Source organism: Streptomyces sp. SA15 (assembly GCF_002291145.1).
In the GTDB taxonomy this organism is placed as follows: domain Bacteria; phylum Actinomycetota; class Actinomycetes; order Streptomycetales; family Streptomycetaceae; genus Streptomyces.
This window is the reverse complement of record NZ_NTGE01000222.1, coordinates 16,099-36,860: the sequence shown is the minus strand read 5'-3', so window position 1 is coordinate 36,860 and position 20,762 is coordinate 16,099. Positions and strand designations below refer to the sequence as shown.

Annotated in this window: 24 protein-coding genes and 1 pseudogene; 12 read left to right on the top strand and 13 right to left on the bottom strand. The window is 70.1% G+C overall.

What is annotated here, in order from left to right; translation table 11 throughout:
* Window positions 1-50: 50 nt before the first annotated feature.
* Together urtA and CLM62_RS48140 are read right to left on the bottom strand one after the other, a co-directional pair.
* Window positions 51-1,316: an urea ABC transporter substrate-binding protein gene (gene urtA / locus CLM62_RS48145; RefSeq protein ID WP_095756248.1), complete on the bottom strand. Its 1,266-nt coding sequence runs from the start codon at window positions 1,314-1,316 to the stop codon at window positions 51-53.
* A 304-nt stretch (window positions 1,317-1,620) separates the two neighbouring features.
* A complete protein-coding gene (locus tag CLM62_RS48140; protein ID WP_095756247.1) occupies window positions 1,621-2,733 on the bottom strand; it encodes a substrate-binding domain-containing protein in 1,113 nt (370 codons plus the stop codon).
* Between the two features lie 162 nt (window positions 2,734-2,895).
* On the opposite strand from CLM62_RS48140, the gene CLM62_RS48135 reads away from it, so the two are divergent.
* The 6 genes and pseudogenes from CLM62_RS48135 to CLM62_RS48110 form a co-directional block, all read left to right on the top strand.
* Complete coding sequence (locus CLM62_RS48135) at window positions 2,896-3,342, top strand: MarR family winged helix-turn-helix transcriptional regulator (protein ID WP_095756246.1); 447 nt, start codon at window positions 2,896-2,898, stop codon at window positions 3,340-3,342.
* A 283-nt stretch (window positions 3,343-3,625) separates the two neighbouring features.
* Complete coding sequence (locus CLM62_RS50605; protein WP_179382541.1) at window positions 3,626-3,790, top strand: hypothetical protein; 165 nt, start codon at window positions 3,626-3,628, stop codon at window positions 3,788-3,790.
* Window positions 3,787-4,350: a sigma-70 family RNA polymerase sigma factor gene (locus CLM62_RS48130; RefSeq protein WP_257004528.1), complete on the top strand. Its 564-nt coding sequence runs from the start codon at window positions 3,787-3,789 to the stop codon at window positions 4,348-4,350. Before CLM62_RS50605 ends, CLM62_RS48130 begins: the two co-directional genes overlap by 4 nt.
* Window positions 4,347-5,252 (top strand): aldo/keto reductase, encoded by a 906-nt coding sequence (locus CLM62_RS48125; protein WP_095756293.1) that lies wholly within the window; start codon window positions 4,347-4,349, stop codon window positions 5,250-5,252. Before CLM62_RS48130 ends, CLM62_RS48125 begins: the two co-directional genes overlap by 4 nt.
* 22 nt (window positions 5,253-5,274) lie before the next feature.
* Entirely contained in the window at window positions 5,275-5,940 is a 666-nt protein-coding gene (locus CLM62_RS48120; RefSeq protein ID WP_095756245.1) for a 1,4-alpha-glucan branching protein, read from the top strand.
* 170 nt (window positions 5,941-6,110) lie between these two features.
* A pseudogene (locus CLM62_RS48110) lies at window positions 6,111-6,563 on the top strand (adenosine deaminase); the annotation flags it as partial.
* On the opposite strand, the gene CLM62_RS48105 reads toward CLM62_RS48110, so the two are convergent.
* Together CLM62_RS48105 and CLM62_RS48100 are read right to left on the bottom strand one after the other, a co-directional pair.
* Window positions 6,545-7,060 (bottom strand): DUF664 domain-containing protein, encoded by a 516-nt coding sequence (locus tag CLM62_RS48105; RefSeq protein WP_095756244.1) that lies wholly within the window; start codon window positions 7,058-7,060, stop codon window positions 6,545-6,547. The pseudogene CLM62_RS48110 and the gene CLM62_RS48105 overlap by 19 nt on opposite strands.
* 27 nt (window positions 7,061-7,087) lie before the next feature.
* Window positions 7,088-7,975, bottom strand: a complete 888-nt coding sequence (locus tag CLM62_RS48100) for a LysR family transcriptional regulator (protein ID WP_095756243.1) — start codon at window positions 7,973-7,975, stop codon at window positions 7,088-7,090.
* 125 nt (window positions 7,976-8,100) lie between these two features.
* Here CLM62_RS48100 and mgrA point away from each other — a divergent pair, with 125 nt between their 5' ends.
* Entirely contained in the window at window positions 8,101-9,096 is a 996-nt protein-coding gene (gene mgrA / locus CLM62_RS48095; RefSeq protein ID WP_095756242.1) for an L-glyceraldehyde 3-phosphate reductase, read from the top strand.
* 30 nt (window positions 9,097-9,126) lie between these two features.
* Here the strand turns inward: mgrA and CLM62_RS48090 are convergent, their stop codons facing one another.
* Window positions 9,127-9,411 (bottom strand): DUF1905 domain-containing protein, encoded by a 285-nt coding sequence (locus tag CLM62_RS48090; protein WP_095756292.1) that lies wholly within the window; start codon window positions 9,409-9,411, stop codon window positions 9,127-9,129.
* A 464-nt stretch (window positions 9,412-9,875) separates the two neighbouring features.
* Here CLM62_RS48090 and CLM62_RS48085 point away from each other — a divergent pair, with 464 nt between their 5' ends.
* Window positions 9,876-10,286 (top strand): hypothetical protein, encoded by a 411-nt coding sequence (locus tag CLM62_RS48085; protein ID WP_095756291.1) that lies wholly within the window; start codon window positions 9,876-9,878, stop codon window positions 10,284-10,286.
* A gap of 27 nt (window positions 10,287-10,313) precedes the next feature.
* Here the strand turns inward: CLM62_RS48085 and CLM62_RS48080 are convergent, their stop codons facing one another.
* Window positions 10,314-10,727 carry a nuclear transport factor 2 family protein gene (locus tag CLM62_RS48080; protein ID WP_095756241.1) on the bottom strand — a complete coding sequence of 138 codons (414 nt, stop codon included), beginning with the start codon at window positions 10,725-10,727 and terminating at the stop codon, window positions 10,314-10,316.
* A gap of 44 nt (window positions 10,728-10,771) precedes the next feature.
* Window positions 10,772-12,052, bottom strand: coding sequence for a streptophobe family protein (locus CLM62_RS48075; protein WP_095756240.1), 1,281 nt, complete (start codon window positions 12,050-12,052; stop codon window positions 10,772-10,774).
* A gap of 172 nt (window positions 12,053-12,224) precedes the next feature.
* On the opposite strand from CLM62_RS48075, the gene CLM62_RS48070 reads away from it, so the two are divergent.
* Window positions 12,225-12,680, top strand: coding sequence for an ATP-binding protein (locus tag CLM62_RS48070; RefSeq protein WP_095756239.1), 456 nt, complete (start codon window positions 12,225-12,227; stop codon window positions 12,678-12,680).
* A 63-nt stretch (window positions 12,681-12,743) separates the two neighbouring features.
* Here CLM62_RS48070 and CLM62_RS48065 read toward each other — a convergent pair whose 3' ends face one another.
* On the bottom strand, window positions 12,744-13,640 hold the full coding sequence (locus tag CLM62_RS48065; RefSeq protein ID WP_095756238.1) for an RNA polymerase sigma factor SigF: 897 nt from the start codon (window positions 13,638-13,640) through the stop codon (window positions 12,744-12,746).
* A 311-nt stretch (window positions 13,641-13,951) separates the two neighbouring features.
* Here CLM62_RS48065 and CLM62_RS48060 point away from each other — a divergent pair, with 311 nt between their 5' ends.
* Entirely contained in the window at window positions 13,952-14,398 is a 447-nt protein-coding gene (locus CLM62_RS48060; protein ID WP_095756237.1) for a helix-turn-helix domain-containing protein, read from the top strand.
* 22 nt (window positions 14,399-14,420) lie between these two features.
* Here CLM62_RS48060 and CLM62_RS48055 read toward each other — a convergent pair whose 3' ends face one another.
* The 3 genes from CLM62_RS48055 to CLM62_RS48045 form a co-directional block, all read right to left on the bottom strand.
* Window positions 14,421-15,023, bottom strand: a complete 603-nt coding sequence (locus tag CLM62_RS48055; RefSeq protein WP_095756236.1) for a ClpP family protease — start codon at window positions 15,021-15,023, stop codon at window positions 14,421-14,423.
* Window position 15,024: 1 nt separating this feature from the next.
* Complete coding sequence (locus CLM62_RS48050; protein ID WP_095756235.1) at window positions 15,025-15,678, bottom strand: ATP-dependent Clp protease proteolytic subunit; 654 nt, start codon at window positions 15,676-15,678, stop codon at window positions 15,025-15,027.
* Between the two features lie 180 nt (window positions 15,679-15,858).
* Window positions 15,859-17,055: an epoxide hydrolase family protein gene (locus tag CLM62_RS48045; protein ID WP_095756290.1), complete on the bottom strand. Its 1,197-nt coding sequence runs from the start codon at window positions 17,053-17,055 to the stop codon at window positions 15,859-15,861.
* 123 nt (window positions 17,056-17,178) lie between these two features.
* Between CLM62_RS48045 and CLM62_RS48040 the strand changes: the two genes are divergently transcribed.
* Window positions 17,179-17,661, top strand: coding sequence for a VOC family protein (locus CLM62_RS48040; protein ID WP_095756234.1), 483 nt, complete (start codon window positions 17,179-17,181; stop codon window positions 17,659-17,661).
* A gap of 39 nt (window positions 17,662-17,700) precedes the next feature.
* On the opposite strand, the gene CLM62_RS48035 is transcribed toward CLM62_RS48040, so the two are convergent.
* Window positions 17,701-18,624 carry a hypothetical protein gene (locus CLM62_RS48035; protein ID WP_095756233.1) on the bottom strand — a complete coding sequence of 308 codons (924 nt, stop codon included), beginning with the start codon at window positions 18,622-18,624 and terminating at the stop codon, window positions 17,701-17,703.
* A 148-nt stretch (window positions 18,625-18,772) separates the two neighbouring features.
* Entirely contained in the window at window positions 18,773-19,780 is a 1,008-nt protein-coding gene (locus CLM62_RS48030; RefSeq protein WP_179382544.1) for a zinc-binding alcohol dehydrogenase family protein, read from the bottom strand.
* 175 nt (window positions 19,781-19,955) lie between these two features.
* On the opposite strand from CLM62_RS48030, the gene CLM62_RS48025 reads away from it, so the two are divergent.
* Window positions 19,956-20,756 carry a VOC family protein gene (locus CLM62_RS48025; RefSeq protein ID WP_095756231.1) on the top strand — a complete coding sequence of 267 codons (801 nt, stop codon included), beginning with the start codon at window positions 19,956-19,958 and terminating at the stop codon, window positions 20,754-20,756.
* Window positions 20,757-20,762: the final 6 nt, after the last annotated feature.

Genomic DNA, 20,762 nt, shown 5'->3' with positions numbered 1-20,762 from the left:
CCGGGAAGGGCGGTACGCGGGGGCCGGTCGGGCCCCCGCGTGACGGGCGGTCAGGACAGGCCGGAGGCCCAGGAGTAGCCCTTGAGGTACGGGTCCGGCTTGATGGGCTTGCCGGAGTCCCACACCTGCTCGATCAGACCGTCGCTGCCGATCTTGCCGATCCGCGCGGTCTTGTAGATGTGCTGCGAGGCACCGTCCACGGTGACCAGGCCCTCGGGCGCGTCGAAGGTGATGCCGTCGGAGGCGGCCTTCACCTTCTCCGGGTCGAAGGACTTCGCCTTCTCGACCATCGCCTTCCACAGGTAGACCGAGGTGTACGCGGCCTCCATCGGGTCACTGGTCGGCTTGTCCGCGCCGTACTTGGCCTTGTACGCCTTCACGAACGTGGTGTTCGCCGCGCCCGGAGTGGTCTGGTAGTAGTTCCAGGCCGTCAACTGCCCTTCCAGGTACTGCGTCCCGATCGACTTGACCTCCTCCTCGGCGATCGACACCGAGACGACCGGCATGGTCGCGGCGCTCAGGCCGGCGGACTTGTACTCCTTGAAGAAGGCCACGTTCGAGTCGCCGTTGAGGGTGTTGAAGACGGCGTCCGCCTTCGACGCCTTCACCTTGTTGGCGATCGTGCTGAACTCCGTGGAGCCCAGCGGCGCGTAGTCCTCGCCGAGGATCGTCATGCCGTTGGCCTTCGCGTACGCCTTGATCTCCTTGTTGGCGGTACGCGGGAAGACGTAGTCGCTGCCGACCAGGTAGAGCTTCTTCTTGCCCTGGCTCTTGAGGTAGTCCAGCGCCGGGACGATCTGCTGGTTGGTGGTCGCGCCCGTGTAGAAGATGTACGGCGACTCCTCCAGGCCCTCGTACTGCACGGGATAGAAGAGCAGCGACTTGTTCTTCTCGAACACCGGCTTGACGGCCTTGCGGCTGGCGGAGGTCCAGCAGCCGAAGGTGGCCGCGACGCCGTCCTCCTTGATGAGCTTGGTCGCCTTCTCGGCGAAGGTCGGCCAGTCGGAGGCGCCGTCCTCGCTGATCGGCTTGATCTTCTTGCCGAGCACACCGCCCTTGGCGTTGATCTCGTCGATGGCGAGCAGCAGCGAGTTGCGTACGGTGACCTCGCTGATCGCCATCGTGCCGGAGAGGGAGTTGAGCAGGCCGACCTTGACCGTGTCGCCACTGGCGTCGATCTTCGCGGCCTTGTCGGACGAGTCGGCCGCGTCGGTCTTCGCGCCGCACGCCGAGAGCGCGACGACGGCCGCGAGTGCCGCGGTGCCGGCCAGGAGCCGGCGCCGGTGAATGCTGGGAACGCTGGGAACGCTGGACAAAAGAACCCCCTTGCCCCTTACGAGGAGACCTGAAAGGGAAGGAATCAGCAGGAATCAGTCATGAATCGGCAGCCCTTCAGGCGCGATGGTGTTCCGGCTGGTCCCTGAAGTGCGGTCCACAGCCTCAAGTCACCCTGTTTCCGACGCGTTTCGCGCTACTTTCCCGGCTGTATCTTCGGCCCTTCGCGGGAAACAACGCGGGAAACAAAAAATCCCCGGGCTGAATTCTTGACCAGAATTCACAAGTCGCCCGAGGCATTCTAGATACTTCCTGCGGGAAGTATCTGGCTGTGGTGCGGCCATGTCAAGAGCGGGCCGGATCCAGGTCCAGCTGCGTGAGGACGTCGAAGTCCACCCCGTCCGCCTGGGCGAGATAGATGCGCTGCTTGACGTGGCCGCCCCGCAACCGAAGCAGCCCGCGCGGCCCTTCGTACGACACGGACTCCGCCGTCGCGCCGATGGCCGTCACATCCAGCGTTCTGGCCCGGGCGATCAGCGCCGCGAGCAGCAGCACGCCCTCGTAACACGATTCGCCGAGACTGCCCGGAGCGGGCGCCTCGATGCCGTACCTCCCGGCGTACTGGCCGTGGAAGTCGAGGGTGTCCTGGTTGGCGAGCGAGGTGAAGAACCCGGCCGTGCTGTAGAGGTCCACGGTGGCGGTGGGCCCGCTGGCCATCAGCATGTTCTCGTCCATGAGCGTGCTCAGCCGCAGACACCGCTGATCGAGCCCGGCCGCGGCGAACGCGCGGTTGAAGCGGACCGCGTCACTGCCCACGAGAAGCATGAGCACGGCGTCCGCGTCGGTCTGCTCGATCCGGCGCAGCACTCCGTCGAACTCGTGGGTGCCGAGCGGAAGATAGTCCTGGCCGCAGATGCCGCCCCCGGACTCGCGCGTGTAGGCGCGTGCGGCCCGTGCGGTGCGGCGCGGCCACACGTAGTCGTTGCCGACCACGAACCAGCGGCGCACCCGGTGCTCGCGCGCCAACAGCCGTATCGCGGGGCGCAGTTGGTCGTCGGGCGTCTCGCTGGTCAGGAAGACGCCCGTGGTGTGCTCCCCGCCCTCGTACAGGGCCGTGTAGACGTACGGCACCCGGTGGGCGATGCGCGGGGCCAGTGCCTGGCGCACTGAGGAGATGTGCCAGCCGGTGACCCCCTGGACGACACCCAGGTCCACCAGCGTCTGGACACGGTCGGCGATCTCCCCGGGCTCGGCGCCGCCGTCGACCGGCAGCAGCCGCAGCTCCTTGCCGAGCACCCCGCCCGCGTGGTTGACCTCCTCCGCGGCCAGCCGCGCGCACAGCTCGCAGGTGGGTCCGAAGATCCCCGCCGCGCCCTGCATGGGGAACACCAGCGCCACGCTGATCGCGGAGTCGTCGACTGTGAACCAGTCGAGCGGATGGGGATCGAGCTCGAACATGCGGTCATGATTCCGGGTCCGCCCGGTGAACTCCAGTCCGTCTCGTGGACCGGTCGGCGGGGGCGGACAGGGGGAGGGGGAGACGGGGTAGAGGAAGACGCACACGATCCTTTCGCCAGGCGGCACTTGTACGATGTCCGCACCCCGCGACCGAGGAGCAGGATGCCTACCCCACCTCCGCGTCAGCCCCAGGACCTGATGCAGCTGTTGACGCGGGCCGAACGACTTGCCGCGCGGCGGCTGCAGGCCGTCCTCGACGAGGACGGCTGCTCGCTCGACGCCTGGCGGGTGCTCGCCCTGCTCGCGGACGGCGAGGGCCACCACATGACGGCGGTCGCCGAAGCGGTCTTCCTGCCGCCGCCGACGCTCACCAAACTGGTCGACCACCTCGTGGACCAGAACCTGGTCTACCGCCGCGTCGACCCCCTGGACCGCCGCCGCATACTCGCCCACCTCACCCCGCGCGGGCAGGACTACTGGCGCCGGATCAGCCGTGAAGTCCACGCGCAGTGGCCGGTGCTGAGCGAGAGCGACGACGACCTGCTGCGGGCGTTGCTGGAGCGGCTGGTGAACACCCTCGACGGGGCTGCGGCGGAGCCGACCGGCTGAGTCATCCGGCTGGGTCGGTCGAGAGTCATCCGGCTGGGTCGACCGGCTGAGTGTCGCCTTCCGGACATCTGTGGGCACAAGTAGCCCACCAAGTGGTAGGAACGCCACGGTACTTAGTCCGGAACGGCAAGGTACGTAGTCCGAAACGGAGCCAATTCCCAAAGACTTTCGAATCCGGCATGCACGAAACGCCACGGCCGGACGCCGTAGGGGCAGAAGGTGTAACCGTCGCCTTCCGGGGCCCGCGGGCCCCGACCAGCCAGCGGAGAGGACCGAAGGGTCCGTGAACCACCAGTTCGAACAGTTTGCCCGGGACGTGGCGCTGTCCCTTCTCGCCCTGCGGGTCTTCGGGCCAGGCGTCGTCGCCCTCTCGCGCCGGGCCGCGGCCGCCCTCGTGCGGGTGGGCGTCAGCGAGATGGATCGCCGACTGCCGGGAGGCGATCGGTGACCCAGGAGGAGTCGTCGCTGCGTCCCGCCGGAAACCCGCGGGCCCCGGAGAAGCTGCCCCTGGACTTCTCCGCCTTCCACCAGATGCACCGCCCGCGCTACGTCCGCGAGGCCGAGCGCTGCCTGCGCTGCCGGGCGGACGCCGAGGAGGCCGTCGACGAGGCCTTCGTCCAACTCGCCCAGGAGTGGCGGCAGATACTGCGCACCGAGAACCCCGCCGCCTACGCCTGGCGGGTGGTGAAGAACCGCGTCATCGACCACGCCCGAGCCCGCGGCCGTCGCGCCACGCTCATGGACACCGCGGTGTTCGAGACCGTGACCCTGCAGGGCGCCGAGGACGCCTTCGAGGTGATCGAGCAGAACCTGCGGCTGTTCCACGCCATCGCCGCCCTCCCCGAACGGCAGCACGGCGGCCTCTCCGCGGCCCGCCCGGAACTGGAGCCGCGATGTCCAGGAGGCTCTGCGCAAGTGCGAGGAGACGGTGGCCTGTTGAGGACCGGGAGCCGGCGGAGTGGCGTGCCTGGGCAGGCGCTCGCCGCATGTGCGACACTCCGCCGATGACCACGGAAACGATCACCGCGGACGCCGCGGGCACCTGGAAGCTCGGCGACCTGTCCGTCCACCGCATCGGCTTCGGCGCGATGCGGCTGACGGGCAGTGCCGCCTTCCACCTCGGGACGCCGAGCGACCGGGAGCGCTCGATCGCCGTACTGCACAAGGCGAGAGAACTCGGCGTCAACCACATCGACACGGCCGCCTTCTACTTCTCCGCCCTGCGCTCCGCCAACGAACTCATCAACAGCGCGCTGTCGCCGTACCCCGACGACCTGGTCGTGGTCACCAAGGTCGGCCCCTTCCGCAACTACTCGGGGGAGTGGGGCAGTTCGGCCCGCCCCGACGACCTGCGCGGCCATGTCGAGGAGAACCTGCGCCAGCTCGGCCGCGACCACCTCGACGTCGTCAACCTCCGCCGCATGCGGCAGGACTCCATCGCCGAGCACTTCGGCGCCCTCGCCGAGCTGCGCGAGGAGGGCCTGATCCGGCACCTCGGCATCTCCGACGTCGAACCCCGCCACCTCGCCGAGGCGCAGGCCATCGCACCGGTGGTGTGCGTGCAGAACCGGTTCGGGCTCGACCTCCACGACCCCGCGACCGACGAACTCCTGCGGATCTGCGGCGAACAGGGCATCGCCTTCGTACCGTTCTTCGCCATCGCGGGCGAAGGCGGCTCCCAGGGCGCCACCGCCTCCCACGACGACGAGGTGCTCGCCATCGCGCAGGCCCACGACGCGAGCCCCGCCCAGATCCGCATCGCCTGGACCCTCCAGCAGGGCCCGCACGTCCTGGCCATCCCCGGCACCGGCAACCCCGACCACCTCGTCGAGAACGTGGCCGCGGGCGCCGTACACCTCACGGACGAGGAAATGGCCACGCTCGACGCACTGCACCAGCAGGCCGACTGAGAGAAAGAGAGAGGACTTCGGCATGGCCGTCATCCACCACACCACCCTCAAGCCGACCAAGCTGGAACTGCTCACCGCCTGGCTTCCCACCCGCCCGTGGTACACCGGCGGCGCGGGGGAACCGGTGCTGACGAAGGCCGGCGGGTTCCGGCTGGACGATCCGCAGGGTGAGGTCGGGATCGAGTTCATGGTGGTCATCGACACAGCTGACGCGTCCGGCGCCGACCCGGCCGCGTATCTGGTGCCGCTCACCTATCGCGGCGCCCCGCTCGACGGGGCGGAGCACGCCCTCGTCGGCACCATGGAGCACGGAGTGCTGGGGCGCCGCTGGGCCTACGACGGCTGCCACGACCCCGTGCTGGTCACCCAGTTGCTCGCCCTGATCGAGGGCCGGGTGCACGCCCAGGACCAGAACACCAGTGATGCCCCCGACCGGGACGTCGTCCGCTCCTACGCCGGTGACGGCTCCGTCTCTGCGGCCTTCCGCGCCCCCGCCACCGACGACGAAGAGGGCACCGAGCTGTCCCTCCCGCAGGACGCGACGCTGCGCCTGCAGCGGGTCCTGCGGCCGGCCCCGGACACGCCGGGGCCGAGCGCGAGCGGTCACGTCGCCGGCGCCTGGCACCTGCCGGACGGCACCCGCGTACGGGGGCTGTTCGCTGTGCTGCACACCGGCTCCCGGGACTAGATGTATTGACCCGCAGGGTTGTTCACGCGGCTGATGGGTGGCTGACCGCCGAGTGCGGTGTGGCAGCGGTGGTGGTTGTAGGTGTGCAGGAAGTCTGCCAGGGCTTGGGTGCGTTCGGTACATCGGTCGCGTTCCCCACCCCGGCCGACTGGCGCGCACAGGTTTTACGTATAACCTCCGGCGAGGCCCACGGCCTGCCCAGCATCCACCAGGCCCTCCAGGTGTGCGGCGCCCAGCGCATCGGGCACGGCGTCCGCATCGCCGACGACATCGTCGACGGCAAGCTGGGCCGCCTCGCGGGCTGGGTCCGCGACCGCCGTATCGCGCTGGAGATGTGCCCGACGTCCAACCTCCAGACCGGCGCCGCGATCTCGATCGCCGAGCACCCGATCACCGCACTGAAGGACCTCGGCTTCCGCGTCACCCTCAACACCGACAACCGCCTGGTGTCGGGCACGACGATGACCCGCGAGATGTCCCTGCTGGTCGAGCAGGCCGGCTGGACGGTCGAGGACCTGCGCACGGTCACCGTGAACGCCGTCAAGAGCGCGTTCCTCCCCTTCGACGAGCGCAAGGCGCTCATCGAGGACGTCGTCCTGCCGGGCTACGAGCCCGCGCTCTGAACCAGCCCCCGGACGTAGGCGGCCTGTCCGACGTGCTGGAGATCGTCGGACAGGACGCTGACCAGCCGTACGCCCAGGCTGACCGGCGGATCCCAGCGCTCGTCCACGATCTGCTCCAGGTCCTTGGCGGTCAGCTCGCGCAGGGCCTGGAGGGTCTGTGCGTGCACGGCGTCGTAGTAGCCGGTCAGCAGGTCACCGGAGTCGACCCGCACCTTCGCGACCTTCGCCGGGGTGTGGCCGTACCCGGTGTCGCGGCGCGGCAGATCCAGCCCGAACCGCTTCTGGAAGTCCTGGGACAGCCACACCTGGTCGAGGCCGAAGGCGTCGGCGATGTGGTCGTCCTGGACCCGGGTGAGATGCCAGATCAGCCAGGCGATGGAGTTGGCGGCGTCGGAGGGGCGGGCGTGCAGGTCGTCGGGGTCGAGGCCCTCGACGGCGGCGTGGACCTCTTCCTGGATGCGGCTGTACCCGTCGATGAGGATGTCCTTGGCATGCATGCATCCACCATCGCGCATCCGCGTCCGTCACGCGCTCTCGGTGGCCAGCAGCGCCATCAGCGCCCGGGCCGCCGGGCTGGTGGCCTGCGGGGGCGGCAGCAGGGCGACGGTCTCGTACACCGTCTCGGCGGTGTCCTTCACGGGCAGGGCGGTCAGCGACGCGCGCTTGCACCGGAAGTGCCGTGGTACGACGGCGATGCCGAGGTTCTCGTCCACCAGGTCGAGCAGGCTGTGCACGTCGTTCACCTCCAGCGCGACGGTCCGTCGGACTCCCGCCGCGGCGAACGCGGCGTCGGTGGTGCGGCGCGGCCCCCAGTCCGGGTGGAAGTCGACGAAGACCTCGCCCCCCAGCTCCTCCGGGGTGACGGCGGCACCGGCTGCCGCGAGCCGGTGGGTGGGGTGGCACAGCACCGTCATCGGCTCGCTGGTCACCGGTACGACGCGCAGCTGCTCGTCCTCCCCGTGCGCCGACCTTACGGCGAACGCCAGGTCGAGGCGCCCGGCCGCGACCTCCTCCGCGAGCGCGCCCGAGCCCGCCTGCCGCAGGCAGATCTCCACGTCCGGGTGCTGCCGCCGGAACGCGGCGAGCAGCCCCGCCACATTCACCCCGGCGATGCACTGTTCCGATCCGAGCGCGAGCATCCCGCGCAGCACGCCCTGCACCGCGGCCACCGCCTCGTGGGCGGCCCGCACCTGCGCCAGGATCCGCTCCGCCTCACCGAGGAGCGCCCGCCCGGCAGGCGTCAGCGTCACCCGTCGGGTCGTCCGCACGAACAGCGGGGTCTGCAACTCCCTCTCCAGCGCCCGGATCGAGGCCGAAAGACCCGACTGGGACACCATGAGGCGTTCGGCAGCACGGGTGAAATGCTGGTCCTCGGCCACCGCGACGAAGTGCTGGAGATGACGTAGTTCCATGATTGAGAAGCCTATCCGCTGAATTCCATCTGATTTACCTGTTGGACCACTGCCCGCAGGTCGCGAAAGAGTGGATACCGGTTCATCGGAACCGACCTTCGTGTGCCAACCCCTCTGGAGTCGCGTTGTACACCGCACACCCCGACCGCTACGCGGACATGCCCTACCGGCGCACCGGACGCAGCGGCCTGAAGCTCCCCGCGCTGTCGCTCGGCCTGTGGCACAACTTCGGCCCCGCCGACCGGACCGTCGAGACGCAGCGCGCCATCCTGCGCCGCGCCTTCGACCTCGGCGTCACCCACTTCGACCTGGCCAACAACTACGGCCCGCCGCCCGGCGCCGCCGAGTCCGCCTTCGGCGAGGCACTGAAGGACGACTTCGCGTCCTACCGCGACGAGCTGATCATCTCCACCAAGGCCGGCTATCTGATGTGGCCCGGCCCGTACGGCGAGTGGGGTTCGCGCAAGTACCTGCTGTCCTCGCTGGACCAGAGCCTGAAGCGGATGGGCCTGGACTACGTCGACATCTTCTACTCGCACCGCCCGGACCCGGAGACTCCCCTGGAGGAGACGATGGGCGCCCTGCACTCGGCGGTCCAGCAGGGCAAGGCGCTGTACGTCGGCGTCTCCAACTACTCGGCCGAGCAGACCCGCGAGGCCGCCCGCATCCTCGGCGAGCTGGGCACCCCGCTCCTCATCCACCAGCCGCGCTACTCGATGCTCGACCGCCGCCCCGAGGACGAGGGCCTGCTCGACGCACTCGACGAGCTCCAGGTCGGCTCCATCGTCTTCTCCCCGCTGGAGCAAGGCCTGCTCACCGGCCGCTACCTCGAGGGCATCCCCGAGGACTCGCGGGCCGCGAGCGACAGCCCCTTCCTGAACTCCGACGCGGTCACCGAGGAACTGGTCGGCAGGCTCCGCGCCCTCGACGACATCGCCAAGTCCCGCGGCCAGACGCTGGCCCAGCTCGCGCTGGCCTGGGTCCTGCGCGGCGGCCGGGTGACCTCGGCCCTCGTCGGCGCGAGCAGCCCGCAGCAGATGGAGGACAGCGTCGGCGCCATCCGCAACCTGGACTTCGACGCGGAGGAGCTGGCGCGGATCGACGAGATCGTCAGGGCCTGACCCGTATCGCGGGGGACGTACCGGCACGTATCAGCTGAGCCGCTCCTGAAGGTGCACGGTCACCGTGTCCCCCGCCTCCTTCCCGATGGCCCGGCGCACCTCGGCCTTCACGGGCAGCATGTGGGTGCCGTCCCCAAGGGCCATGAAGGAGCTCCGGAAAGGGTGCCCGTCGATCGTCCCGCGGACCTTGACCAGCCCGCGGGTGCCGAAGAACTCGACGGACGCGGGCCACCGGACACACGTCCAGCTGCCCTTGTCCGGACTCCTGCGCAGCTCCGCGGTGAATTCCGCGTCCACTTTTCCGGTCGTGGCCATGACGTCCTCCTGTGCCGGTGGTCTCCTGCTCAAGAGACCACCGGCGGCCGGAAAACTCATCGCCGAGGACGCCATCACGACCCGGCGGGCACCCGCGGTGTTCTCGGGCATGGGGCATCAGCCTCCACCGAGGACGTATCTGCTGGTCGGAACAGGGTCCGCACCGCGGGGACCCCGGTACCGCAACCATGCCCGGACGACCCGCGGCGGTCGATTACCTCTCGGGTGATGACGGCATCGGCATGCACTCGTCAGATTTCGGCCAGTCCGGGTGACGAATATGCCAAGAGACTGGCCGGAAAGTTGTGGTGACAGTGTTTCAGTAGTGAACATACTCATCTGCTAGGAGCCTTCACATCCAGCGAAGCTCCCGTCACGCACAGCGCATGAGCCGAGCACAGCACCTGAGCCGCACCGAAAGCGAGGCCCGGCCGTCAGGCTAGTGAAGCAACGGGGGAATGATCGTGCACGACGAATTCCTGTGCCATGTCACGGGGTACGGCACCTGCGGTGGCCGGCGCATCGGCGTACCCCTCGGAACCTACCGCGCCCCCACCCTCGCCCTGGCCCTGTGGTGGTTACGCGACCGTGCCTCCTGGATCGCCGAGCGATTAGACCCCCAGCCCGAGGCCGGACACTTCCCGCCCGGTGCGCTCGCCCCGGTCGCCGACACCGTGCCCGACGTACCCGCCGTGCTGCGCGCCTGGTGCGGGGACATGGCCCAACAGGAGCTGGTCGCGGACGAGTTGGCGGCGGGACGGCTGGTACGGATCGCCGCCAGCGACGACACCACCGAATACGAACTGCTGGCCGAGTCGGTCGACGCCCTGCGCATGCAGCGGACCGCCGCGGCGCTGTTCACGCCCGTGGCCTGAGCCGCGTCCCGCGGGAGTGCTGGACCGTCAGGCCTGTCCCAGCCCATTCAGCGGTGCGCGCCGCGCCAGCACCCTGCGGTGACAGATCCGCCAGCCGTCGGCGGCACGCACCAAGGTGTCCTCGTACGTCACGGACCCGCACGAGCCGTCCGCCATGACACCCAGTCCCTTGGACCGGGCCCGCACCCGGCCGTCGTCCACCTCTTCGATCACCACATTGGTGACGTGGTGCGCGACGGGATTCGCGGTGCCCAGAGCAAGAGCCGCCTCGGTGAGGGCGGCGAGCCCGGTGACCTGGCCCTGGCCGAAGTCGGACAGGTCGTAGACGACGTCCGGGGTGAAGACCTCCGCCGAGCGGTGCAGCTCCCCGCCGTCGACCAGATGCCCGTGCAGGGCGATCAACTCGGTGACCGCCAAGCGGTCTTCGAGTGCCAGTGTCATGCCTTGCCCTTCTCTCGACCGAGTGCACACTCCCATGTCCCACGTCACGCTTTCCAGCCCTCCTGGTCCGCACGCCGCCATCGCACCGGCCGCACCAGCAGCCCGCCCAGCAAGCCGGTGAGCAGCCCCCACAACAGGGCGAAGCCGAGCGCGGGCCACACCTCCGGCTTCAGGAACACCTCTCCGGCCAGATCGCCGGCCAGGTCGCCGATGCCGAGGAGCGACAGGCCGTAGTGCGCGGAGATGCGGCCGACGAGGCAGATCACGAGGACCGTGAGCGCGAGGGCGACCGCCATGTGCACGGCCTGCCGCCAGGCGGGCATCCGGGCCGGGGAGCCTCTCGCCATGACGACCGCGGCGCCCAGCAGCAGCACGGCGTCCACGACCACGAGCCACCACACCCTGCCGTCGTACTCGGCGATCGTGCTCAGATTGAGTGCCGAGACCTCCTGGCCCCGCAGCACCTGGTCGAGCACGTGCGGCATCGGCAGCCCGAACGGCCCCTCCACCCGTCCGTTCCAGGTGGCGCCGAGGCCGATGGTGAAGCAGAGCCAGACCAGGTTCGGCATGCCGAGCAGGATCAGCGCGAACGTCTGAGCCGCGTGGCCGCGCGTCACCACGACGACGAGCGCGATGAGGATCCCGAGAACGACGCAGGCGAGCAGCAGCACGACCATGGCGTACGCGGCGGGCCGTACCGTCTGCTGGAGGCGCAGCAGCCGGGGCGGCAACGGAACCACGCGCGACACCAGCAGCGCCAGCACCAGCACACCGGCCAGCCACAGCAGGCCGAAGAACAGCGTCAGCGGCACATCCGTGGTGAACCCGACCTCCGGCGCCAGGCCGAACAACTCACCGATGTCGGCGAGTGTGCCCTCCCCGAGGGAGACCGCGAAGGTCTGGCGGGCCGCCAGGGCCAGGGCGAGGAGCGCGAGCAGCCACAATACGGCGATCCGGGCGGCCCATTCGGCCAGTTGACCGGCGCCGGTGACCGTACGGTGCCGCAGAGGCCGCAGGAAGCCGGCGGCGAGCACCAGCGCTCCGACGAGGGTGACCGACAGCGGAGTCACGGTGAGCCCCGCCCGCGTGGTGGCGAGTTCTCCCGCGTTCCCCGACAGCTGGATCGTGCCGCCGACGGCCGTGACGACGGTCGCCGCGACCACCCGGGGGAAGGCGTTGTCCGGCAGGTCGGCCGCACCGGCCGCCCACAGCCCCAGCGCGGCGACCACGCCCATGACGATCAGTGCGCCCAGGACGGTGGCCGCCGCCTGCAGCCAGCCGTGCCGGGCCACGACGGTCTGCTCGGAGGGGGTTCGCGGACTCACGCTGCCACGCTAAGCAGCACGCGCGCGGCGCGCCCGCCGGGAGGGCCGTCCGCGTCGCGCCGTCGACGACGTAAGGGCCGTCACGCGGACTCGGGGACTGCGGCGCGCGGCTCGGGGTACGAGCACTGATGCAGCAGCGTCCGGCCAGTCCGGCTTTCCGAGAGAGAAACGCATGATCGAGCACCTGGACGGAGCAGTGATACCCACTGGCTTCGACGTGCCCGTGGAACCGCTACGGCGGGCGGCGCACTACAGCGGCGAACCGGGTTCCATAGCGGAGGCGCGGTCCTTCGCCGCGGCCTTCCTCGACCAGCTCAGGACCGAGTGGTGTGCCACCGTCGACGACCGCACCGAGCACGGTGTGCTCCTGGTGGTGAGCGAACTGGTCACCAACGCGGACCGGCACAGCAACGGCCCGTACATCCTGGAGCTGGAGGGCACGGACACCGCGGTCGTGGTGGTGGTCTACGACAGCAGCGCCGCACTGCCCCGCCGTTTCCCCCGGGATCCCGAACGGGTCGGCCGGCACGGGTTGGAGATCGTCCACGCGCTGGCGGCCGAGATCGCCGTCGAACGCGTGCCCGTCGGCAAGCGCGTACGCGCCGTGGTGCCCTTCGGCGGACAGTGAGCCGAGTCGCGGATGCCGCCCCGGAACCGTACCTGGGGCGGAACCCGCCTGCCGGTATCCGGGTCAGGCGCAGCCCAGCTCGCCCAGCATGCCCTCGCGCAGCCGCGTGATGATCCGCTTGATCAGCCGGGACACGTGCATCTGCGAGCAGCCGAGATGTTCGCCGATCTCCGCCTGGGTGGCTTCCTCCACGAACCGCATATGGATGATCTGCCGGTCGCGCTCGCTCAGCTCGGCCATCAGCGGGGCCAGCGACTGGAAGTCCTCCACCAGCCGCAGCCCGTTCTCCTCCACGCCGATGAAGTCGGCGAGGACCGCCTCTCCGCCCTCGGGCCCGTCGCCGGTGAGCGCCGCGTCCAGCGACGAGGAGTTGTAGCCGTTGGAGGCGATCTGGGCCTCGACGACCTCGTCCTCGGGGATGCTCATCAGGGTGGCGAGTTCGGCGACCGTCGGCTCGCGGTCCAGCCGGCTGGCGAGTTCCTCGCGCGCCTTGGCCAGCTCCACGCGCAGCTCCTGCAGCCGCCGCGGCACGTGCACCGCCCATGTGGTGTCACGGAAGAACCGCTTGATCTCACCGACGATGTACGGCAGCGCGAACGAGGTGAACTCCACCTCGCGCGCGAGCTCGAAACGGTCGATGGCCTTGATGAGACCGATCATCCCGGTCTGGACGACGTCCTCCATGTCGTCCCCGCGGCCCCGGAACCGGCCGGCCGCGAACCGCACGAGCGACATGTTCATCTCGATGAGCGTGTTGCGGGCGTACTGGTACTCGTGCGTGCCTTCCTCGAGCTCCGTCAGCCGCTGGAAGAACTGGCGGGACAGCTCGCGCGCGTCGCGCGGAGCCACGGTCTTCGGGTCCTCGACTCCCGGCAGCGGTCCGTCACCCGTCGTCCTGGTCACGGCGGTCTGCTTCACGACCTGTGCCTTCGACCGGATCACGGCGGTGTCGGTTTCCATTGTGCCTTCTCCCACGAAAGTCACGGCTCGACGTCTGCCTCTTCGGCCTCGGTTGTCTCGGGTCCTGCTCCGGTTTTCGCGGTTGTTCTCCGTAGTGCGTACCCGGCCTGTGACGGCGCATGCCCGAACGCATCGCCGAGGAGGGGAAATGAGTGGCGGCTCACAGCTCCAACGCCGTGATCCGGCACCAGAATTCGGCTGACGCAACGGTGAGTTGGCCGGTGCCGGGAGCCACCTCCAGCGATCGTGATTCCACCCAGGGCGGAATGCCGGTCCCTTCCCCTTCGGTTCAGAGAAATTAGTCTGAAGAGGTGAGCAACCAAGCGCCGAACGAAGCCCGCGTCATCCCCCTGCGCCCGCCTGCCGGCCGCCCCGGGACCGCCCGCCCAGCGTCCGAACGCCCCGCCGCGTCGCCGCCCCGCGCGATGCCGTCGGCCCCCGCTCCCCAAGCCCTCCGCGCGCCGAAGGAACCCCTCTGGCGGGACCTCATCGGTGACGTCCTGCGGCGCGAACGCCTCGCCCAGGAGCGCACGCTCAAGGACGTCGCCGACGCGGCCCGGATCTCCATGCCGTACCTCTCGGAGGTGGAGCGCGGCCGCAAGGAGGCCTCCTCGGAGGTCCTCGCGGCCGCCGCCCACGCCCTCGGCCTGGGCCTCGGCGACCTGCTGTCGCTGGCGCAGGGCGAGCTCACCCGCCACTCCGGCAGGAGCCGCGGCCCGTCCACCGCGCCCTACAACGGGCTCTGCCTGGCCGCCTGACCCGTCGGCGTCGGCCGGCGTCTCAGACCGCCACGGGGCGCCGGCTGAGCACTTCGTCGGCCAGCCCGTACGCCACCGCCTCCTCGGCGGTGAACACCTTGTCGCGGTCCATGTCCGCGCGCAGCGTCGTGATGTCGTGGTGTGTGTGCCGCGCGAGCACCTCCTCGACCTGGGAGCGGATCCGCACCATCTCCTTGGCCTGCAGGGCGAGATCGGAGACCGTGCCCCGACTGCCGCTGGTGGCCGGTTGCCCGAGCAGCACCCGCGCGTGCTCCAGCACGACCCGCCGCCCGGGATCCCCTCCGGCCAGCAGGACAGCCGCAGTGGAGGCCGCCTGGCCGACGCAGACGGTCGAGATCGGCGCCTGCACGTAGGTCATCGTGTCGTAGATCGCCATCAGCGAAGTGAACGAGCCGCCGGGGGAGTTGATGTAGATCGCGATCTCGTTCTCCGGGGCCGACGACTCCAGATGGAGGAGTTGCGCGATGACGACGTTGGCGACGCCGTCGTCGATCTCGGTGCCGAGGAAGATGATCCGCTCGGCCAGCAGCCGGCTGTAGACGTCGTACGACCGCTCGCCCTGCGGGGTCCGCTCGACGACGTTCGGAATCGTGTAGGTCCCCATGTCACAGCCCCATCCGTCGCTTCGAGGCGGCCGGGCGGACGTCGGCGAGCGACTCGACGACCCGGTCCACCATGCCGTACTCCCTGGCCTCCTCGGCGGTGAACCAGCGGTCGCGGTCGCCGTCCCGGGAGATGGTCTCCGGGCTCTGCCCGGTGTGCTCGGCGGTGATCCGCTCGATGGTCCGCTTAAGTTGCTCCAGGTTCTCCGCCTGGATCTCGATGTCCGCGGTGGTGCCGCCGATCCCTGCCGACGGCTGGTGCATCATGATCCGCGCGTTCGGCAACGAGTAGCGTTTGCCGGGCGCGCCGACGCTGAGCAGGAACTGTCCCATGCTGGCCGCGAAGCCCATGGCGAGCGTCGCGACGTCGTTCGGGATCAGCCGCATCGTGTCGTAGATGGCCAGGCCGGCGTGGACCGAACCACCGGGACTGTTGATGTACAGGCTGATGTCGGTGCGCGGGTCCTCCGCGGACAGGATCAGCAGCTGGGCGCAGACCCGGTTCGCGGAGACCTCGTCGACCTGGGTGCCCAGGAAGACGATGCGCTGCCCGAGCAGTTGGGCGGCGAGATGGTCGTCGAACCGGGTCGGAGGGGTGTCACCCTCCTCCGCCCGCGGCAGCAGGGCCGGCCCCGGGCCGGCGGTGAATGGAGACATCGGCACTCCTTATGACGAGCTATGACGACCGATGACGACCGATGACAAGGCGTCGAGTCGTCGAGGATGGTCGGGACGCGGTGCGCGTCGCCGTGATCTCCACTCTGGGCCGGGGACCGCCCCTGCCGGGGATTTCTAGGCCCGCAGCAGATTCGCTACGGGCAGAGGGACTTCAACGGTTCACTTCTCGCGCAGCTGCCGGAAGAACGCCTGTACGTCCCCGACCAGCAGGTCCGGCTCCTCCATCGCCGCGAAGTGGCCGCCCCGGTCGAACTCCGTCCACCGCACGATGTTCTCGGTGCGCTCCGCCTTGTACCGCAGCGGAATCTGCGGCTCGGCCGCGAAGAGGGCGAGCGCGGTCGGCGCGGTCGACGGCTCGGTCGGCCGCGCGGCCCGTCCCGTGGCGTGAGCCCGCTCGTAATAGATCCGGGCGGCCGAACCGGCGGTGCGGGTCAGCCAGTACAGCATCACGTTGGTGAGCAGCCGGTCCCGGTCCACGGCCTCCTCGGGCAGCTCCTCGGAGTCCGTCCACTCACGGAACTTCTCGACGATCCAGGCGAGTTGACCGACGGGCGAGTCGTTGAGCGCGTACGCCAGGGTCTGCGGCCGGGTGGACTGCTGCACGGCGTATCCGGTGCCCTCGCGCAGATACTCGCTCCACCGGCGCCAGGAGGCGATCGTGCGCTCCCGCTCCTCGGGGCCGAGTGCCGCCAGCTCCTCCGGTGTCGGCTCGGTGGCCGCTTGTGCGCCCGGCAGCAGATTGAGATGGACGCCGATGACCCGATCGGGATGGGCCCGGCCCAGCTCGCGGGTGATGGCCGCTCCCCAGTCGCCGCCCTGCGCCCCGAACCGTTCGTAGCCGAGCCGCCGCATCAACTCGGCCCACGCGTCCGCGACCCGGCCCCCCTCCCAGCCTGTGTCCGGAGCCGGCCCGGACAGGCCGAACCCGGGAATGCTCGGTACGACGACGTGGAAGGCGTCGGCCGGATCGCCGCCGTGGGCGGCCGGGTCGGTCAGCGGCCCGACGATGTCGAGGAACTCGACGATCGACCCCGGCCAGCCGTGCGTGATGATCAGCGGGGTGGCGTCGGGCTCGGGGGAGCGGATGTGGGCGAAGTGCACGTTCGCCCCGTCAATAGTGGTCGTGAACTGCGGCCACTCGTTCAGCAGCACCTCGGCCGCCCGCCAGTCGTAGGAGTGCCGCCAGTACCCCACGAGCTCCCGCAGGTAGTCCGCCGGTACGCCGTATGCCCAGCCCGTGCCGGACAGGTTGTCCGGCCAACGGGTGCGGTCGAGGCGGTCGTACAGGTCGTCGAGGTCGCTCTGCGGGATGTCGAGGCGGAAGGGCCGGACCGTGTCCGTGGGCGAAGAGGTCATGGTCCGCATGCTAGTTCCGGCCCGTGTATCGGCCATCTGGATTAATCGGCGGTCCGACCGATGAGTTCCGCGGCGAGGATCGGTCGATACAGATGACCGCGTTCCACACCCCAGGAGGTACTCATGGCCACCGACGGATTCACCACGTGTCTCTGGTTCGACGACCAGGCCGAGGAAGCAGCCCACTACTACGTCTCGGTCTTCAAGAACTCCACCGTCGGGAAGGTCTCCCGCTACACCGAGGCCGGCCCACGTCCCGCCGGTTCCGTGATGACCGTCGAGTTCACGGCCAACGGCCAGCGGTTCCTGGCCCTGAACGGCGGCCCGGAGTTCAAGTTCACCGAGGCGATCTCCTTCATGATCGCCTGCGCGGACCAGGAAGAGGTCGACTACTACTGGACCAAGCTCACCGAGGGCGGCGGCGAGCCCGGCCCCTGCGGCTGGCTGAAGGACAAGTACGGCTTGTCCTGGCAGGTCGTCCCCGACCGCCTCATGGAGCTGACCACCGACCCCGACCCGGAGACGGCGGCCCGCGCGATGAAGGCCATGATGGCGATGGGCAAGATCGACATCGCCGCCCTGGAGAAGGCGGCCGCGGGCGAGTGAGCCACGCTGTGCCGGCCGCCCGCACCAGGGCGGCCGACGCTACAGATCCTCGCCGATCACCCGCGTGATCTCCCGTGCGATCCGCAGGATCCCCGGGGAGCGCACCGGGCAGGGCTTCGGCGTGGACGTCGTGGGCGCCAGGCAGAAGTGCAGGTAGTCGTCGTCGAGGTGGAGGGCGGTGCGGTCCCGGTCCGGCTGGGTGCAGTAGTCGGGGTGCTCGTGCTCGTAGTCGGTGCACGGAAGGTGCTGGACCCAGGTGTAGCGGGCTCCGGCGGCACTCACCGTCCTTCCCGCGTCGGCGACGAGGTCGCCCGAGGCGGCCGCCCGCTCCCCGTAGAGCCCGTTCACGCGCCGGACCCGGTCGGGGGTGATCGGGTCCGGGCCCTGCGACACCCAGACGATCCGCGGACGCCGGTCACCGCCGGCCGCGGCGATCTGTTCCGTGAGCTGCCGGGCGTCGGCGGCGTACCGCTCGAAGTACTCGGTGGGCGAGTCGGCGTGGGTGATGCCGTCCATGCACCAGGTGTAGCCCCACGCGTTGCCCCAGAACTGCAGGACCACGTAGTCCGGGTGCAGCGACCGCACCAGGGCGGCCGCCTTGTCCCGGTCCGGTACGAGCGACTTCGCCCCGGTGCCCTCCAGGTAGTCGCACAACGTGGTGCCCGAATAGGGGGCGCTGGTGTACCGCGCCCGCAGGTCGCGGCGCAGTTCCGCGCCGAGCACCCGCTGGTTCTCCATCGCCAGCGAGTCGCCGAGATAGAGCACGGTCGGTGTCTTGGCCGGTGCGCCGGGCGCCTTCGCCGACGCCCGCGGGGAGGCGGCCGGCCGCCGGTGCTCGGTGGTGGCCGACGAGGCCGGTACGTCGGGGGAGGGCGGCGCGCCCTCCGGACCGGACGAGGGATCCCCGCACGCCCCGAGCAGCACACCGGCCAGCAGCACGCCCACGACCCACGCTCTCCGCATGCGACCACTCCCGCCCCGGCGCCCGAAACGGTTCCCCAGGCAAGCACAGCGGGGCACCAGGGGGAAGACACGCGTCGGCCACGGCTGCCGTACGCGCAACTCCGCCTGCTTGGCGGAGCCGGTGCGTGCTCCCCGCCGACGAGCCCGTTCAGGGCAGGTCGTCGACCAGCACCGCCGCCCCGTCGAAGCGGCCGGCCTTGAGGTCCATGAGGGCCTGGTCGGCCCGGGACAGCGGATAGGTGTGCGTGGTGGCGCGCACACCGTAACGGGCGGCGAGGGCCAGGAACTCGCGGCCGTCCGCACGCGTGCTGGAGGTGACGCTGCGCAGCTCCTTCTCGTAGAACAGGTCGCTCTCGTAGCGCAGCGGCGGGATGTCGCTCAGATGGATACCGGCGACCGCCAGGATCCCGCCCCGGTCCAGGGCCCGCAGCGCGACCGGGACCAGCTCGCCGACCGGCGCGAACAGGATCGCGCTGTCCAGCGGCTCGGGCGGCGGGGTGTACGCGTCCTGCGCGGAGGCGGCTCCCAGGGCGAGCGCCAGCCGCCGCGCGTCGGCGCCGCGCGTCATGACGTGCACGGTGACGCCCTCTGCCAGCGCGACCTGCGCACACAGGTGGGCGCTGCCCCCGAAGCCGTACAGCCCCAACCGTCCGCCCGGCGGGGGCGCCGCCCGACGCAGCGCGCGGTGACCGATGATGCCCGCGCACAGCAGCGGCGCGGCGGTCACGTCGTCGAGACCGTCGGGCAGCCGGTAGGCGAACGCGGCCGGGACGGTCGTGTACTGCGCGTAACCGCCGTCCGCGTCCCAGCCCGTGTACCGGGAGGCCGGACACAGGTTCTCCGCCCCGCGTCGGCAGTAGCCGCACGTGCCATCGGTGCGGCGCAGCCACGCCACGCCCACCCGGTCGCCGGGCACGAAGCCGCGCACCGCCGCCCCGAGGCCCGCCACCTCCCCGACCACCTCGTGCCCGGGCGTCACACCCGGCCGGTGCACCGGCAGGTCGCCCTCGGCGACATGCAGATCCGTACGGCACACCCCGCAGGCGCGCACCCGCAGCAGCAGCTCGTCGTGCCCGGGCGCCGGCACCGGCTTCCCGACGAACTGGAGGGAGCCGTCCTCGACCGGCCCCGGCGCCACCACGGACCACGCGCCCATCATTCCGTCCGCCATACCGCACCCCGTCCCGCCGAGGCTCCTGCCGGAAATCCCGTCGAAAGCAGACCTCTGCTGTCCAGTCTGAAACGGACCCGACCATTCGACGCGCGGCCGGGCGCATCGATGGCTAGCGTGAGGAAACGGACCAGCCACCGATCGGGAGAGGGCCACAGCCATGGCCGTACAACCTGAGGGAACCCCCTGTTGGGCCGACGCGATGTTCACGGACGTCGAGGGAGCCAAGAGCTTCTACGGCGACGTCCTGGGCTGGACCTTCGGCGAGGCGTCGTCGGAGTACGGCAACTACACGCAGGCCTACGCGGACGGCAAGGCCGTCGCCGCCGTCGTACCGCCGATGCCCGGCCAGGAGGGGCAGTCGCAGTGGTGCCTGTACTTCGCCGCCGCGGACGCCGCGGCCACCGCCGGCAAGATCCGGGACAACGGCGGTGAGGTACTGATGGAGCCGATGCAGGTGGGCGACTTCGGCACCATGTGCCTGGGCCGCGACCCCAGCGGCGTCGTCTTCGGCGTGTGGCAGGCCGGCACCCACGAGGGGTTCGAGGCGCCGCCCGAGCAGCCCGGCGCGTTCTGCTGGGCCGAGATCTTCACCCGTGAGCCCGAGAAGTCGGACGCGTTCTTCCCGGCCGTCTTCCCGTACTCGGCGAAGCAGATGCAGGACGAGACGATGGACTTCCGCCTGTTCGAGGTCGAGGGCAACATGGTCCTCGGCCGCATGAAGATGACGGACGAGTTCCCGCCCGAGGTGCCGCCGTACATCAACGTCTACTTCACCGTCGACAACTGCGACGACGCCGTCGCCCGGGCCACCAAGCTGGGCGGCGTCCTCAGGTTCGGACCGATGAACACCCCGTTCGGCCGGTTCGCGGCCCTCAGCGACCCGCAGGGCGCCAGCTTCTCGGTGATCGACGTCACGACGACCGAGGGCGAGATGCCGCAGGTCACCGAGGTGACCTGACGGCTG

Bases quoted from the DNA above. Each gene is read 5' to 3' on its own strand.
- CLM62_RS48080 (WP_095756241.1), bottom strand. From the start codon at position 10,727: ATGACACTGGCACTCGAAGACCGCTTGGCGGTCACCGAGTTGATCGCC.
- CLM62_RS48065 (WP_095756238.1), bottom strand. From the start codon at position 13,640: ATGGAAACCGACACCGCCGTGATCCGGTCGAAGGCACAGGTCGTGAAG.
- CLM62_RS48140 (WP_095756247.1), bottom strand. From the start codon at position 2,733: ATGTTCGAGCTCGATCCCCATCCGCTCGACTGGTTCACAGTCGACGAC.
- CLM62_RS48135 (WP_095756246.1), top strand. From the start codon at position 2,896: ATGCCTACCCCACCTCCGCGTCAGCCCCAGGACCTGATGCAGCTGTTG.
- CLM62_RS48125 (WP_095756293.1), top strand. From the start codon at position 4,347: ATGACCACGGAAACGATCACCGCGGACGCCGCGGGCACCTGGAAGCTC.
- CLM62_RS48090 (WP_095756292.1), bottom strand. From the start codon at position 9,411: ATGGCCACGACCGGAAAAGTGGACGCGGAATTCACCGCGGAGCTGCGC.
- CLM62_RS48045 (WP_095756290.1), bottom strand. From the start codon at position 17,055: ATGACCTCTTCGCCCACGGACACGGTCCGGCCCTTCCGCCTCGACATC.
- CLM62_RS48025 (WP_095756231.1), top strand. From the start codon at position 19,956: ATGGCCGTACAACCTGAGGGAACCCCCTGTTGGGCCGACGCGATGTTC.
- CLM62_RS48050 (WP_095756235.1), bottom strand. From the start codon at position 15,678: ATGTCTCCATTCACCGCCGGCCCGGGGCCGGCCCTGCTGCCGCGGGCG.
- CLM62_RS48030 (WP_179382544.1), bottom strand. From the start codon at position 19,780: ATGGGCGCGTGGTCCGTGGTGGCGCCGGGGCCGGTCGAGGACGGCTCC.
- CLM62_RS48070 (WP_095756239.1), top strand. From the start codon at position 12,225: ATGATCGAGCACCTGGACGGAGCAGTGATACCCACTGGCTTCGACGTG.
- CLM62_RS48100 (WP_095756243.1), bottom strand. From the start codon at position 7,975: ATGGAACTACGTCATCTCCAGCACTTCGTCGCGGTGGCCGAGGACCAG.
- CLM62_RS48055 (WP_095756236.1), bottom strand. From the start codon at position 15,023: ATGGGGACCTACACGATTCCGAACGTCGTCGAGCGGACCCCGCAGGGC.
- CLM62_RS48120 (WP_095756245.1), top strand. From the start codon at position 5,275: ATGGCCGTCATCCACCACACCACCCTCAAGCCGACCAAGCTGGAACTG.
- CLM62_RS48035 (WP_095756233.1), bottom strand. From the start codon at position 18,624: ATGCGGAGAGCGTGGGTCGTGGGCGTGCTGCTGGCCGGTGTGCTGCTC.
- CLM62_RS48040 (WP_095756234.1), top strand. From the start codon at position 17,179: ATGGCCACCGACGGATTCACCACGTGTCTCTGGTTCGACGACCAGGCC.
- CLM62_RS48105 (WP_095756244.1), bottom strand. From the start codon at position 7,060: ATGCATGCCAAGGACATCCTCATCGACGGGTACAGCCGCATCCAGGAA.